Origin of the sequence: Mangrovibacter yixingensis (assembly GCF_020523985.1) — a bacterium.
GTDB classification, from domain to species: domain Bacteria; phylum Pseudomonadota; class Gammaproteobacteria; order Enterobacterales; family Enterobacteriaceae; genus Mangrovibacter; species Mangrovibacter yixingensis.
In genome coordinates this window covers 566,468-581,214 of record NZ_JAIVKM010000001.1, presented here as the reverse complement: position 1 = coordinate 581,214, position 14,747 = coordinate 566,468, and the positions used below count along the sequence as shown (strand labels likewise).

General features: G+C 49.2%; 11 protein-coding genes and 7 tRNA genes. 17 read left to right on the top strand and 1 reads right to left on the bottom strand.

All coding sequences use genetic code 11. The features are described from left to right. The first annotated feature begins 26 nt into the window (after positions 1 to 26). From nagA to LC084_RS02730, 11 genes are all read left to right on the top strand, one after another. Positions 27 to 1,175, top strand: coding sequence for an N-acetylglucosamine-6-phosphate deacetylase (nagA, locus tag LC084_RS02780; RefSeq protein WP_226569154.1), 1,149 nt, complete (start codon positions 27 to 29; stop codon positions 1,173 to 1,175). Between the two features lie 7 nt (positions 1,176 to 1,182). After that, the gene (nagC, locus tag LC084_RS02775; protein ID WP_226569152.1) at positions 1,183 to 2,403 is read left to right on the top strand and encodes a DNA-binding transcriptional regulator NagC; all 1,221 of its coding nucleotides are present in this window, start codon (positions 1,183 to 1,185) and stop codon (positions 2,401 to 2,403) included. A 62-nt stretch (positions 2,404 to 2,465) separates the two neighbouring features. Then, entirely contained in the window at positions 2,466 to 3,218 is a 753-nt protein-coding gene (locus tag LC084_RS02770; protein ID WP_226569151.1) for an HAD-IIA family hydrolase, read from the top strand. A gap of 312 nt (positions 3,219 to 3,530) precedes the next feature. After that, on the top strand, positions 3,531 to 5,195 hold the full coding sequence (asnB, locus tag LC084_RS02765; protein WP_226569149.1) for an asparagine synthase B: 1,665 nt from the start codon (positions 3,531 to 3,533) through the stop codon (positions 5,193 to 5,195). A gap of 422 nt (positions 5,196 to 5,617) precedes the next feature. Beyond that, positions 5,618 to 5,694, top strand: a tRNA-Met gene (locus LC084_RS02760). 8 nt (positions 5,695 to 5,702) lie between these two features. Next, positions 5,703 to 5,787, top strand: a tRNA-Leu gene (locus LC084_RS02755). Between the two features lie 20 nt (positions 5,788 to 5,807). Further along, positions 5,808 to 5,882 (top strand) — tRNA-Gln (locus LC084_RS02750). A 37-nt stretch (positions 5,883 to 5,919) separates the two neighbouring features. Then, positions 5,920 to 5,994, top strand: a tRNA-Gln gene (locus tag LC084_RS02745). Positions 5,995 to 6,031: 37 nt separating this feature from the next. Next, positions 6,032 to 6,108: transfer RNA gene (locus LC084_RS02740), tRNA-Met, on the top strand. 6 nt (positions 6,109 to 6,114) lie between these two features. Beyond that, a tRNA-Gln gene (locus LC084_RS02735) sits at positions 6,115 to 6,188 on the top strand. 32 nt (positions 6,189 to 6,220) lie between these two features. Further along, positions 6,221 to 6,294 (top strand) — tRNA-Gln (locus tag LC084_RS02730). Positions 6,295 to 6,434: 140 nt separating this feature from the next. On the opposite strand, the gene ubiF is transcribed toward LC084_RS02730, so the two are convergent. Further along, positions 6,435 to 7,610, bottom strand: coding sequence for a 3-demethoxyubiquinol 3-hydroxylase (gene ubiF / locus LC084_RS02725; RefSeq protein ID WP_226569147.1), 1,176 nt, complete (start codon positions 7,608 to 7,610; stop codon positions 6,435 to 6,437). A 144-nt stretch (positions 7,611 to 7,754) separates the two neighbouring features. Between ubiF and miaB the strand changes: the two genes are divergently transcribed. From miaB to LC084_RS02695, 6 genes are all read left to right on the top strand, one after another. Continuing rightward, positions 7,755 to 9,179 carry a tRNA (N6-isopentenyl adenosine(37)-C2)-methylthiotransferase MiaB gene (miaB, locus tag LC084_RS02720; RefSeq protein ID WP_226569145.1) on the top strand — a complete coding sequence of 475 codons (1,425 nt, stop codon included), beginning with the start codon at positions 7,755 to 7,757 and terminating at the stop codon, positions 9,177 to 9,179. A 173-nt stretch (positions 9,180 to 9,352) separates the two neighbouring features. Further along, positions 9,353 to 10,414 (top strand): PhoH family protein, encoded by a 1,062-nt coding sequence (locus LC084_RS02715; RefSeq protein ID WP_226569143.1) that lies wholly within the window; start codon positions 9,353 to 9,355, stop codon positions 10,412 to 10,414. Further along, positions 10,411 to 10,878 carry an rRNA maturation RNase YbeY gene (gene ybeY, locus LC084_RS02710; protein WP_036109458.1) on the top strand — a complete coding sequence of 156 codons (468 nt, stop codon included), beginning with the start codon at positions 10,411 to 10,413 and terminating at the stop codon, positions 10,876 to 10,878. Before LC084_RS02715 ends, ybeY begins: the two co-directional genes overlap by 4 nt. Before the next feature lie 102 nt (positions 10,879 to 10,980). Next, on the top strand, positions 10,981 to 11,859 hold the full coding sequence (gene corC, locus LC084_RS02705; RefSeq protein ID WP_226569141.1) for a CNNM family magnesium/cobalt transport protein CorC: 879 nt from the start codon (positions 10,981 to 10,983) through the stop codon (positions 11,857 to 11,859). A gap of 3 nt (positions 11,860 to 11,862) precedes the next feature. Further along, positions 11,863 to 13,398, top strand: a complete 1,536-nt coding sequence (gene lnt / locus LC084_RS02700) for an apolipoprotein N-acyltransferase (protein ID WP_226569139.1) — start codon at positions 11,863 to 11,865, stop codon at positions 13,396 to 13,398. A 387-nt stretch (positions 13,399 to 13,785) separates the two neighbouring features. After that, positions 13,786 to 14,685: a glutamate/aspartate ABC transporter substrate-binding protein gene (locus tag LC084_RS02695; protein ID WP_226569137.1), complete on the top strand. Its 900-nt coding sequence runs from the start codon at positions 13,786 to 13,788 to the stop codon at positions 14,683 to 14,685. Positions 14,686 to 14,747: the final 62 nt, after the last annotated feature.

Below are 14,747 nucleotides of genomic sequence, written 5' to 3'. Positions count from 1 at the left end.
GCACGCGCTATTAACCGGGGGAAATTATGTACGCTTTAACCCACGGCCGAATTTATACCGGCCGAGAAGTTCTCGAAGACTATGCCGTTGTCATTGCTAATGGCCTGATTGACCGAGTCTGTCCTGTATCTGAACTACCCGATACGCTTGTCCAGCATACTGTGAACGGCGCGATTATTTCCCCTGGTTTTATTGACGTGCAGCTCAATGGTTGCGGTGGTGTGCAGTTCAATGACACACCTGATGCAGTAAGTGTTAAAACGCTGGAGATAATGCAGGCTGCCAACGAAAAATCCGGTTGCACCAGCTTTTTACCTACACTGATTACCTGCAGTGACACCCTGATGATGCAGGGAGTTAATGTGATGCGTGATTATTTGAGTAAGCACCCAAACCAGGCGCTGGGCCTGCATCTCGAAGGACCATGGCTAAATATCAAGAAAAAAGGAACCCACAACCCGGATTACATTCGGTTACCTGAAAAACACCTGGTAGATTTTCTGTGCCAGAATGCCGATGTGATTACCAAAATTACGCTTGCCCCAGAACAGGTCCCGGCAGAAGTCATTAAACAGTTAGTCAGTGCTGGGATTGTCGTTTCTGCCGGGCACTCCAATGCCACGTTGCGTGAAGCCAAAGCAGGGTTCCGTGCCGGTATCACCTTTGCCACGCATTTATTTAACGCAATGCCTTACATCACAGGGCGTGAACCTGGCCTGACAGGCGCGATTTTTGACGAAGAAGATGTGTGGTGTGGTGTTATTGCCGATGGCATGCATGTTGATTTTGCAAATATCCGCACAGCGAAAAAAGTAAAAAAAGACAAGTTATGTTTGGTAACAGATGCAACCGCCCCGGCAGGTGCGAATATCGACCAGTTCATTTTTGCTGGTAAAACAATATACTATCGCAACGGGCTTTGTGTGGATGAAAACGGAACACTGAGTGGTTCATCACTGACTATGATTGAGGGAGTACGCAATCTGGTTGAGCACGTTAACATTGCGCTGGATGAAGCACTGCGGATGGCAACTCTTTACCCAGCACGAGCTATTGGCATGGACAAACAACTTGGGACGATTGAGCCTGGTAAAGTGGCCAATTTAACCGTGTTTACCCGTGATTATCATATTATTAAGACCATCGTTAATGGTAACGAGGTCGTTACAGAGTAAGTAAGGCATGACAACTGGCGGACAAACGCAAATTGGCAATGTGGATTTGGTTAAACAACTGAATAGTGCGGCGGTCTACCGCCTGATTGATCAGGCAGGCCCCATATCGCGTATTCAAATCGCCGAACTCAGCCATCTGGCACCCGCCAGTGTCACCAAAATTACCCGCCAGTTACTTGAGCGCGGGTTAATTAAAGAAGTCGATCAGCAGGCCTCAACCGGTGGTCGTCGCGCCATATCCATTATTACTGAAACACGTCTTTTCCAGGCTATCGGGGTGCGTCTTGGGCGCCATGACGCCACACTGACTTTATTTGATTTAAGTGCCCGAACACTGGCGGAAGAGCATTTCTCACTTCCTGAACGCACTCAAGAAACATTGCAGGAAGCATTGCTGAAAAGCCTCGCCACGTTTATTAGCAATAATCAGCGTAAAATTCGTGAGCTAATCGCTATTTCCGTTATCCTGCCTGGTCTTGTTGAGCCTGAAACCGGTGTAGTGCGCTATATGCCACACATCCCGGTAAACGAATGGCCGCTGGTGTCAGTTCTGGAAAAAAAATTCAATATCACCTGTTTTGTTGGCCATGATATTCGCAGCCTGGCACTTGCTGAGCACTATTTTGGCGCAACCCGCGACTGCGATGATGCTATTTTGGTGCGCGTGCATCGGGGAACCGGGGCTGGCATCATCTCTAACGGGCAGATATTTATTGGCCGCAATGGCAACGTAGGTGAAATTGGTCATATTCAGGTCGACCCGCTTGGTGAACGTTGCCATTGCGGAAACTTTGGTTGCCTGGAAACTATTGCTGCAAATGCCGCTATTGAAAGCCGTGTTCGCCAGCGTCTCGAACAAGGCTACCCAAGCCGTTTAACCGTTGATGACTGCAATATTGCCAGTATCTGTAAAGCTGCCAACAAGGGCGACACACTGGCCACTGAAGTGATTGAGCATGTCGGGCGGCAACTTGGAAAAGCAATTGCCATCGCCATTAACCTGTTCAATCCACAAAAAGTTGTTATTGCTGGCGAGTTGGTAGAAGCCGAAAAAGTGCTTATGCCTGTCATTCAGGGTTGTATCAACACTCAGGCATTGAATGCATTCAGAACCAAACTTCCTGTAGTCCGCTCTCAACTCAATGACCGCTCTGCAATTGGCGCGTTTGCTCTGGTTAAACGAGCCATGTTGAACGGCGCACTGCTCCAGCGTTTGTTGGAAAATTAACAGGATTTTCATCTGTTCCAGGCTATAGTTAGCCCCTTGAGTATGCTAATAAAGAGTATCGAATGACCATCCAGAACGTTATTTGCGATATTGATGGTGTGCTGATGCACGACAATGTCGCCGTGCCTGGCGCCAGCGAATTTCTGGCGCGCATTATGAATAAAGGTTTACCGCTAGTATTACTGACCAACTACCCTTCACAAACAGGCCAGGACTTAGCTAACCGCTTCTCTGCAGCTGGCATTGAAGTACCAGACTCTGTGTTTTACACCTCGGCCATGGCGACGGCAGATTTTCTGCGCCGCCAGGAAGGTAAAAAAGCCTATGTCGTAGGTGAAGGCGCATTGATTCACGAGCTCTATAAAGCCGGCTTTACCATTACTGATATTAATCCAGACTTCGTCATCGTAGGTGAAACCCGGTCTTACAACTGGGAAATGATGCATAAAGCAGCCTATTTTGTTGCTAATGGCGCCCGTTTTATTGCCACAAACCCGGATACCCACGGCAGAGGGTTTTATCCCGCTTGCGGTGCTTTGTGTGCCGGTATTGAGAAAATATCCGGGCGCAAACCGTTTTATGTTGGCAAACCCAGCCCGTGGATCATCCGTTCAGCGCTCAACAAAATGCAGGCGCATTCAGAACACACAGTGATAGTCGGTGACAACCTGCGTACGGACATTCTTGCGGGTTTCCAGGCAGGGTTGGAAACCATTTTGGTTCTCTCTGGCGTTTCAAGTATGGACGACATAGATAATGTACCTTTCCGCCCATCGTGGATTTACCCTTCAGTTGCCGAAATAGACATTCTCTGAGTCTCACCCCCCCCCGACATCTGACGGCGCCCATGCGCCGTTTTTGTTACCTGCGCACCAAAACAGCACAATTATTGTTTATCTAATAAAAAATAGAAAATAATGAAGATTCAATAATAGCCAAATCAAAAATCATGCAGAAAATCACTTTTCTGCAGCGACAGGTTAACTTTTATTTTTTGAACCCTGAAAAGGCTTGCACCGTTTTGCACATTGGGGCATTTTCTTACTTACGGAATGCGGTAAACAGGGTTTGCTGCACAATATATATAAGACAACATCACCGCCCAGTTCGGTAAAACGGAGAAGTGTATGTGTTCGATTTTTGGTGTGCTGGATATTAAAACCGACCCGGCTGAATTACGAAAAAAAGCACTGGAGTTATCCCGCCTGATGCGCCATCGCGGCCCAGACTGGTCTGGTGTTTACGCCTGTGATAAAGCAATTCTTGCTCATGAGCGCCTGTCTATTGTGGACGTTAACGCCGGTGCCCAGCCACTGTACAACCCGGAACACACCCATGCTCTGGCAGTCAATGGTGAAATTTACAACCACCAGGCTCTGCGTGCTGAATATGCTGACCGCTATGCATTCCAGACAGGCTCAGACTGCGAAGTCATTTTGGCGCTGTACAAAGAAAAAGGCCCAGAATTCCTGGATGATCTGCAGGGCATGTTCGCCTTTGCACTGTACGACAGTGAACAAGATGCTTACCTGATTGGCCGCGACCACATTGGTATTATTCCGCTGTATATGGGCCACGACGAACACGGTAACTTCTATGTTGCGTCAGAAATGAAAGCGCTGGTACCGGTTTGCCGCACCATCAGCGAATTCCCTCCGGGAAGCTACCTGTGGAGCAAAGACGGTGAAATTCGTCAGTATTATCAGCGTGACTGGTTTGATTACGATGCCGTTAAAGACAACGTAACGGACAAAAATGAATTACGCCAGGCGCTGGAAGATTCTGTAAAAAGCCATTTGATGTCAGACGTTCCCTACGGTGTACTGTTGTCTGGTGGCCTGGATTCATCTGTTATTTCTGCTATCACCAAGAAATTTGCCGCACGCCGCGTAGAAGATCAGGAACGCAGCGAAGCCTGGTGGCCGCAACTGCACTCATTCGCAGTGGGTCTGGAAGGATCTCCTGACCTGAAAGCAGCGCAGGAAGTTGCTGACCATCTGGGTACTGTGCACCATGAAATTCACTTCACTGTGCAGGAAGGCCTGGACGCCATTCGCGATGTCATTTATCACATTGAAACTTATGATGTCACCACTATTCGCGCATCAACGCCAATGTACCTGATGTCACGTAAAATCAAAGCGATGGGCATAAAAATGGTGCTGTCCGGTGAAGGCTCTGATGAAGTATTTGGTGGTTACCTCTACTTCCATAAAGCGCCAAATGCCAAAGAACTGCATGAAGAAACCGTACGTAAACTGCAGGCTCTGCATATGTTCGACTGTGCACGTGCGAACAAAGCCATGTCTGCATGGGGTGTGGAAGCACGTGTGCCCTTCCTGGATAAAAAATTCCTCGATGTGGCAATGCGTATCAACCCGCAAGATAAAATGTGCGGTAACGGCAAAATGGAAAAACACATTCTGCGCGAATGTTTTGAATCCTATCTGCCAGCCAGTGTGGCATGGCGCCAGAAAGAGCAGTTCTCCGACGGTGTTGGCTATAGCTGGATTGACACACTGAAAGAAGTTGCTGCTGAACAAATTACAGACCAGCAACTGGAAACTGCGCACTTCCGTTTCCCGTACAACACACCGACGTCAAAAGAAGGTTACTTGTACCGTGAAATTTTTGAAGAACTGTTCCCGGTACCAAGCGCAGCTGAATGTGTACCTGGTGGCCCGTCAGTTGCCTGCTCTTCTGCCAAAGCCATTGAATGGGATGAATCATTCAAAGCTATGAACGATCCATCTGGCCGTGCTGTTGGTGTGCACCAGTCTGCATACAAATAAGCACAGAAACTTTGCTGCTTAATGTAATATTCAATGCCCGCGACAGCGGGCATTTTTCATTGTTGTGGCTACAGCGATTAACCCATTATTGTGCCCAGCAAAAATCCCCCTCGTCATGCCCTCTTATATCTGCAATCAGGTTTCCCTTATTGCCCGGTTTTGCCAGGTAACACGGTTCTGTAGTGTCTGTTTTTCATAGCACCGCCACCATCAGGTGAAAACTTTGCTTACTGATAATGATGGCTTTTTAACCAGCCGCCTAATAAAAACCGCTAAATTTTGTTGATTATCACGCCAAGTCGTTCGCAAGATAGTCAAACAGACATTCATAGCCACTTTTCGGGAAAAAATGTGTTGACGCTGCAAGGCCCAATACGCATAATGCGCCCCGCAACGCCGATAAGGTAACGCGAAAAAAAGATGGCTACGTAGCTCAGCTGGTTAGAGCACAGCACTCATAATGCTGGGGTCACAGGTTCGATTCCCGTCGTAGCCACCATCTTTTTTGCGGGAGTGGCGAAATTGGTAGACGCACCAGATTTAGGTTCTGGCGCCGCAAGGTGTGCGAGTTCAAGTCTCGCCTCCCGCACCATTTCCGTTAGCGTTGTCGGATGGGGTATCGCCAAGCGGTAAGGCACCGGTTTTTGATACCGGCATTCCCTGGTTCGAATCCAGGTACCCCAGCCATTTTTTTGCGACTCCTGCGTGGATACGCGTCAGTCGTTGGGGTATCGCCAAGCGGTAAGGCACCGGTTTTTGATACCGGCATTCCCTGGTTCGAATCCAGGTACCCCAGCCAGTCGTTTTCTTCAGGCTGGTCAATAGCAATACAATTTGGCTACGTAGCTCAGCTGGTTAGAGCACAGCACTCATAATGCTGGGGTCACAGGTTCGATTCCCGTCGTAGCCACCATTTTCTTGGGGTATCGCCAAGCGGTAAGGCAGCGGATTCTGATTCCGCCATCCGGGGTTCGAATCCCTGTACCCCAGCCAAATTTAAAAGACGTTATACGTAACGCACCTGTTGGGGTATCGCCAAGCGGTAAGGCAGCGGATTCTGATTCCGCCATCCGGGGTTCGAATCCCTGTACCCCAGCCACTCAATAAAAAAGCCCGTTTATCGGGCTTTTTTTGCATCTGTTGTTTATTAGCGACCTCTGTTGTTTTAGCGAATAGTCAGTGAATAACCGGCTACAATATTGCCCGGCAATCACTACCGGGCATGACGTTCAACGCCAGTTACAAACCAATCGCATATTTCAGCACCTGCGATTTGACCTTCCCGGCTTTCTCAGCCGCCATCAAACCTAAATTACGTAACAGTTTTACAGGCCCCAGTTGGTTAGAAAAACCAGCGTAGAACAGATCCATCCCGGTTTGCATTAATACGTTGTCCGGGTAGCGACGAGCCTGGTAACGTAACAACACTTTTTGGGATGCCCAATCTTCACCATAACTACGGGCATTGATCAGCACATCAAGTAATGCATCAACATCACGGTACCCAAGGTTAACCCCCTGCCCCGCCAGCGGATGGATAGTGTGTGCTGCATCACCAATCAGCGCGACACCTTGTTTGACATAGCGCCAGGCATGGCGTCGAACCAGCGGGAATGCCCCCCTGGCAACCGGCTCTGGCTCGCCAATGCGTGCCGGGAAATAGGCACGAATTTCACTCGCCAGTTGTGACAAAGGCATTTTATTTAAAGCCTGAATACGTGCAGGCTTGTCATACCAAACGACAGAGCCGTAATTACCCATTAACGGTAACCAGGCTCGCGGCCCATCGGGTGTGAAGTGTTGCCAGGTTCGTTCGCCAGATTCCTGCGGGCGTTTTACGGTAATGAGCATACAGGACTGATCATAGGCCCAACCATGAATACCGATACCAGCCATCTCGCGCACTTTTGAATGCGCTCCATCTGCCCCCACCACTAACCGCGCGTTAATCACCTCACCGGAACTAAGCACCAGTTGCTGACCATCATCCACCACTGATAGTGCGCTTAACGTTGCAGGGCAGAAACACGCAACGGCCGGATGCGACGAAACCGCATCCCACAATGCACGTTGTAACACAGGGTTTTCAACCATATGCCCTAAAACTGGCACACCTAATTCCCTGGCAGAAAAGAGTACCCGGGCATTCTCCCACTCCCAGGTTTCCAGTTCACACCAGGGATGGCTGCGCATGGCAGTAACTGACTGCCAGACACCAAGGCTATTTAATAAAGCGATGGACGCAGCACTGACAGCAGAGACCCGCACATCAGGGGGCAATTCCGGGTTAAAAACAGCCGGCATTTGCTGCTCAATCAGCGCAACTTCAAAGCCATTTTGGGCAAGCCCCAGGGCCAGTGCCGCCCCAACCATACCGCCGCCAATAATCGCAACGTCTGTGGATAGATTCGTCATGGTTAATTATCCTTAGCACACATGGGCTAAGTGTACCGGATTTTCAATCCTGTGCGCTGTCTGTCTCTCACCTACTGGTCACAACAGCGCCAAAGCATTACAATACGCGCCCTGCATTCCTGGCGTTAACTGAGCAATGAGTCAATGACAAAAAAACTGCATATCAAAACCTGGGGCTGTCAGATGAACGAATACGATTCATCGAAGATGGCCAGTCTGCTGGAGACCACTCACGGTTTTACTCTGACCGAAGTGGCTGAAGAAGCAGATGTTCTGCTGCTGAATACCTGTTCAATTCGTGAAAAGGCACAGGAGAAGGTTTTCCATCAGTTAGGCCGCTGGAAAACATTAAAAGACAAAAATCCTGAGCTGATCATTGGTGTTGGCGGTTGTGTGGCATCGCAGGAAGGCGAGCATATTCGCCAGCGAGCCCATTATGTCGATATTATTTTTGGGCCACAAACCCTGCACCGCCTGCCCGAGATGATCAAACAAGTCAGTGGCACACGTAGCCCTGTGCTGGATATCAGCTTCCCGGAAATCGAAAAGTTTGACCGCCTGCCAGAACCTCGTGCAGAAGGGCCTACAGCATTCGTTTCTATTATGGAAGGCTGTAACAAATACTGTACTTACTGTGTGGTGCCTTATACCCGCGGCGAAGAAGTAAACCGCCCAAGTGATGACATCCTGCTGGAAATCGCCCAGCTTGCCGCACAAGGTGTGCGTGAAGTTAACTTGTTAGGTCAAAACGTCAACGCCTATCGCGGCCCTACCTTTGATGGCGGTATCTGCACTTTTGCAGAGCTGTTGCGTCTGGTTGCCGCAATTGACGGTATTGACCGCATTCGGTTTACCACCAGCCACCCCATTGAGTTCACTGACGATATCATTGAAGTCTACCGTGATACGCCAGAACTGGTGAGCTTCCTGCACCTGCCTGTACAAAGTGGTGCTGACCGCGTACTGACGATGATGGGGCGCACGCATACTGCGCTGGAATATAAAGCCATCATTCGCAAACTGCGAGCGGCACGGCCGGATATCCAAATCAGTTCCGATTTTATCGTTGGTTTCCCTGGGGAAACTGAACAAGATTTCGAGCAAACAATGAAACTGATTGCCGATGTTAATTTTGACATGAGCTTCAGTTTTATCTTCTCTGCACGCCCAGGCACACCGGCAGCTGATATGGTTGATGATGTCAGCGAAGAGGTGAAAAAACAGCGTTTGTGGATCCTGCAAGAACGGATTAACCAACAAGCGATGGCTTTGAGCCGCCGTATGCTGGGCACTACACAGCGTATTCTGGTCGAAGGAACTTCGCGCAAAAATATTATGGAGCTGTCGGGGCGTACTGAAAATAACCGGGTAGTTAACTTTGAAGGCTCACCGGATATGATTGGTAAGTTTGTTGATGTCGAAATTGTTGATGTTTTCCCCAACTCATTGCGCGGAAAAGTGGTGCGCACTGAAGACGAAATGGGGTTACGTATCACCGAATCTCCGGCGTCTGTGATTGCCCGTACCCGTAAAGAAAATGAACTGGGTGTGGGTACCTGGCAACCCTGATTCAGGTCTGGCCCTTTCACAGGGCCAGTTCCCCTTGCATTCTTCGCAATCTATCCCCATATCCGCCTTAAGTGTTGTGTCCGGCCTAACGGACAGGAATAATTTCATATGCCGCCCATCATGTGCGGTGCATCTTCTTTGCTAACAGGCCCTGTGTGACCCAGAGGATAAGTTTGAATATCGAAACACGCGAATTAACGCTGGAGCCAGCAGACAATCAACGGCTGTTGAGCTTATGTGGCCCGTTTGATGACAACATCAAACATCTGGAGCGCCGGTTAGGTATCGAAATTAACCGCCGTGACAACCATTTTAAACTGACCGGAGGCACTCTGGTCATCAATGCTGCGGCAGATATTCTGCGCCACCTGTATGTTGATACCGCCCCGGTACGCGGCCAGACGAAAGACATTGACCCGGAGCATATTCACCTGGCGATTAAAGAATTTCGGGTCCTGGAACAAGCGGCTGAAAGTGTGCCGGAATACGGCAAAGCCATTAATATCAAGACCAAACGCGGTGTTATTAAACCCCGCACGCCAAACCAGGCGCAATATATCGCCCATATCCTTGACCATGATATTACCTTTGGTATTGGCCCTGCCGGTACCGGTAAAACCTACCTTGCTGTCGCTGCTGCGGTAGATGCCCTGGAGCGCCAGGAGATTCGCCGTATTCTGCTGACCCGCCCGGCAGTGGAAGCGGGTGAAAAACTGGGGTTCTTACCCGGTGATTTAAGCCAGAAAGTAGACCCTTACTTGCGTCCGCTGTACGACGCGCTGTTTGAAATGCTTGGTTTTGAGCGGGTCGAAAAGCTTATGGAGCGCAATGTTATTGAAGTTGCCCCACTGGCTTACATGCGCGGGCGTACCCTCAATGATGCATTCATTATTCTTGATGAAAGCCAGAACACCACCATTGAGCAGATGAAAATGTTCCTGACACGTATCGGTTTTAACTCCAAAGCCGTTATTACCGGGGATGTCACCCAAATAGACTTACCACGTAATACCAAATCTGGTCTGCGTCATGCGATTGAAGTGCTGTCTGAGGTCGATGAAATTAGTTTTAACTTCTTCCACAGTGAAGACGTGGTCCGCCACCCGGTGGTTGCCCGTATTGTGAATGCTTATGAAGCATGGGAAGAAGCCGACCAGAAACGCAAAGCAGAACTTGCCGAAGCGCGTAAACGTGAAGCGCTGGCTGCCCAAAACAGCCTGCAGGAGAATAAATGAGCAAGGTGATAGTCGATCTCCAGCTAGCCTGTGAGAACAACCAGGGGCTGCCAGATGAAGCCGCATTCCAGCGCTGGGCTGATGCTGCGATTCTGCAATTTCAGGAAGAGGCGGAAATCACTGTCCGCCTGGTTGATGAAGCGGAAAGCCATGAGCTGAATCATACTTATCGCGGCAAAGACCGGCCAACCAATGTTCTCTCTTTTCCATTTGAAGCCCCGCCTGGCATTGAAATGCCATTGTTGGGCGATCTGGTGATTTGCCGCCAGGTTGTTGAGCGTGAAGCACAAGAGCAGGAAATCACTACCGAAGCACACTGGGCGCATATGGTAGTGCATGGTTGCCTGCACTTGCTGGGTTACGATCACATTGAAGATGATGAAGCTGAAGAGATGGAAAGTCTGGAAACAGAGATAATGCTTGCTCTTGGCTATGCTGACCCGTACATTTCCGAGAAAGAATAACGGCGTTTTGCTGTTATTCTTCAATGAAGATGGTTTCCGGCCGGGTGAGTTTGCTCCGGGCCGGTTATTTTTAAACTGATACAGGAACCCAAAATCACCGCCATGAGCGACGATAATTCACACAGTAGCGACACGCCTCACAGTAAAAAGGGTTTCTTTTCCCTGATCCTCAGCCAGCTTTTCCATGGCGAGCCCAAAAACCGGGATGAGCTGCTGGCGCTAATTCGTGATTCTGAACAAAATGAGCTTATCGACCAGGATACACGGGATATGCTCGAAGGGGTAATGGACATCGCAGACCAGCGAGTTCGCGATATTATGATTCCCCGCTCACAAATGGTCACCCTCAAACGAAATCAACCTCTTGATGAATGTCTGGATGTCATTATTGAATCCGCACACTCCCGTTTTCCGGTAATCAGTGAAGACAAAGATCACATTGAAGGGATTTTGATGGCAAAAGATTTGCTGCCTTTTATGCGCAGTGATTCTGAGCCATTTAGCATGGATAAAGTGTTACGGCCTGCCGTTGTTGTGCCTGAGAGTAAACGTGTAGACCGTATGCTCAAAGAGTTTCGTTCTCAGCGTTACCACATGGCTATCGTTATTGATGAATTTGGCGGTGTTTCCGGCCTTGTAACTATTGAAGATATCCTCGAGCTGATTGTCGGCGAAATTGAAGACGAGTACGACGAAGAAGAAGATATCGATTTTCGCCAGTTAAGTCGCCACACCTGGACCGTGCGCGCACTGGCTTCAATTGAAGATTTCAACGACACCTTCAGCACGCAATACAGTGACGAAGAGGTCGATACAATTGGTGGTCTGGTGATGCAGGCATTTGGTCACCTGCCAGCCCGTGGCGAAACGATTGACATTGACGGTTACCAGTTCAAAGTTGCCATGGCTGACAGCCGCCGTATTATTCAGGTTCATGTCCGTATTCCGGATGACTCTCCGGCGCCTACAGTGGAAGAATAATTGATGGCATTCGCCTTTTTGTCTCGCCAGTGGCAACGGCTGCTGCTGGCGTTACTTTTCGGGGCCTGCGGCACGCTGGCCTTTTCTCCTTATGATTTCTGGCCTGCGGCGATTATTTCGCTCACTGGCCTGCATTTGCTCACGCTGAACCGCCGCCCATGGCAAAGTGCTGCCATAGGTTTTGCCTGGGGCTTTGGCCTGTTTGGTACCGGAGTTAACTGGGTTTACGTCAGTATTGCTCAATTCGGTGGCATGCCTGGCCCGGTTAATATCTTCCTGGTTATCTTGCTGGCAGCCTGGCTTTCACTGTTTATGGCTCTATTCAGCGGCCTTCTTAGCCGGCTCCTGCCATCCACTACATTATGGCGGTTGGTACTGGCAAGCCCGGCACTCTGGCAAGTCACCGAGTTTCTGCGCGGATGGGTGCTGACCGGTTTCCCATGGTTGCAATTTGGCTACAGCCAGATAGACGGGCCACTAAAAGGGCTGGCACCTATTACCGGGGTGGAAGGCATTACTTTTTTACTGGTAATGCTCACAGGGTTTCTGGCGTTTGCAATTGCAAAAAAAAGCTGGCGTTCATTGGTCGCAGCGTGCGTGTTATTAGTGTTGCCCTGGCCCTTGCGTTACATCACATGGTTCCAGGCTCAGCCTGAACGAGCCGTCAATGTTGCTCTGGTTCAGGGCAATATTCCCCAGTCAATGAAGTGGGATGAAGGCCAGTTGCTGCACAGCCTGCAAACCTATGTCGACCTCAGTTCACCCTGGGTAGGTAAAGCACGCCTGGTTATCTGGCCGGAATCGGCAATCAGTGATCTTGAAGTTAACCAGCAACGATTTTTGCATCAGTTAGATGATACTTATCAGGCACATAACACCGCACTTATTACCGGTATCGTGGACGCCCGCCTGAATAAACAAAACCGTTACGATACCTACAATACAGTGATTACACTTGGGAAAGGCAACCCTTATAACTATTTCTCAACCGACAGGTATAACAAGAATCATTTGGTTCCCTTTGGGGAGTTTGTCCCACTGGAATCCATTTTGCGCCCGCTGGCACCGTTCTTTGACTTACCCATGTCGTCATTCAGCCGTGGGCCTTATAAACAGAAGCCACTGGAAGCGAATGGTTACAAGCTTACCACCGCTATTTGCTATGAAATCATTCTTGGCGAACAGGTGCGCGACAACTTCCGCCCGGATACTGATTTTCTGCTAACCGTCTCAAATGATGCCTGGTTTGGTCATTCAATTGGCCCATGGCAGCATTTCCAGATGGCCCGGATGCGTGCACTGGAACTGGCTCGCCCACTTCTGAGAAGCACCAACAATGGTGTAACTGCTGTAGTCAAACCTGATGGCGATGTGCAGGCGATTATCCCGCAGTTTACCCGCCAGGTGCTGGATGCCACCGTCACGCCCACTCGTGGCCTGACACCTTATGCACGGTTCGGCAACTGGAGTGTATGGCTGCTCTCTTTGTTGGCTGGTTTCGCGGTACTGGTTTGGAGCCTGGGGCGCCGTAAACGCTAATCTCTTCCCGGCGCAGGCATCGCTCTGCGCCATTTTTTTATCCGTTTGTTATGCTGCTGTTACCTTTACTTTCCTTTCTGGCACGACCTTTGCTTAGACATTTCTAGAGGTAACAACTGTTTGCTGCTATAGCAGTAAATATTAATGTCTGGTTGCACCATCAGGGTTCCCAGCCAGCACCACGAGGGTGCAATGGCATCTTTTTGCCTCTATTTGGTGCGTGGTGTATCGCAAAAAATACATACGCATTACGCAATTTGTTTACATTCGCCTGGATTGAATGTTAATAAATTGAATGTATTTCCATACTAATTTTAACAACACAACTACAAACTCACGACAATGGCCCGGGTGATTACACCACGGGCTGCAATAAAGGAGTTGGATATGCAATTAGCAAAACTGGCCACAGCACTGTTAGCCGCGGGTATTTGCGCTGGTGTGGCGCATGCAGCAGATGCACCTCAGAGCACACTGGACAAAATCAAAAGTAGCGGTGTGGTTGTGGTTGGTCATCGTGAATCTTCCGTACCATTCTCCTACTACAACAATGAACAGAAAGTGGTGGGCTACTCACAGGATTTTTCTAACGCCATTGTTGATGCCATCAAAACCAAGCTCAACATGCCGAACCTGACCGTGAAGATGATTCCGATCACTTCTCAAAACCGTATTCCATTGCTGCAAAACGGTACTTTCGATTTTGAATGTGGTTCCACCACAAACAACCTCGAACGCCAGAAACAAGTGGCATTCTCCGACACTATCTTTGTTATCGGCACCCGTTTGCTGGTTAAAAAAGGCAGTTCCATCAAAGGATTTGATGACCTGAAAGGGAAAAATGTCGTTGTTACTTCCGGTACAACTTCAGAAGTGCTGCTGCATAAACTGAACGATGAGAAACACCTTGGTATGCGCATTATCAGCGCTAAAGACCATGGCGACTCCTTCCGTACGTTGGAAAGCGGCCGTGCCGTTGCCTTTATGATGGATGATGCGTTGCTGGCAGGCGAACGCGCCAAAGCCAAAAAACCAGGTGACTGGGTGATTGTAGGGACTCCGCAATCTAAAGAAGCTTACGGCTGTATGCTGCGTAAAAACGACCCAGAGTTTAAAACGCTGATGGATGACACCATCGCCAAAGCAGAAACGTCTGGTGAAGCAGCAAAATGGTTTGAGAAGTGGTTCCGCAACCCAATTCCGCCAAAAAACCTCAACATGAACTTCGAACTGTCTGACGACATGAAAGCGCTGTTCAAAACCCCAAATGATAAAGCATTAAACTAATTAAAAAACAGATGGGCGGGAAAACCTGCCCTTACGATTGACAACAGGGACCAGGACAGACT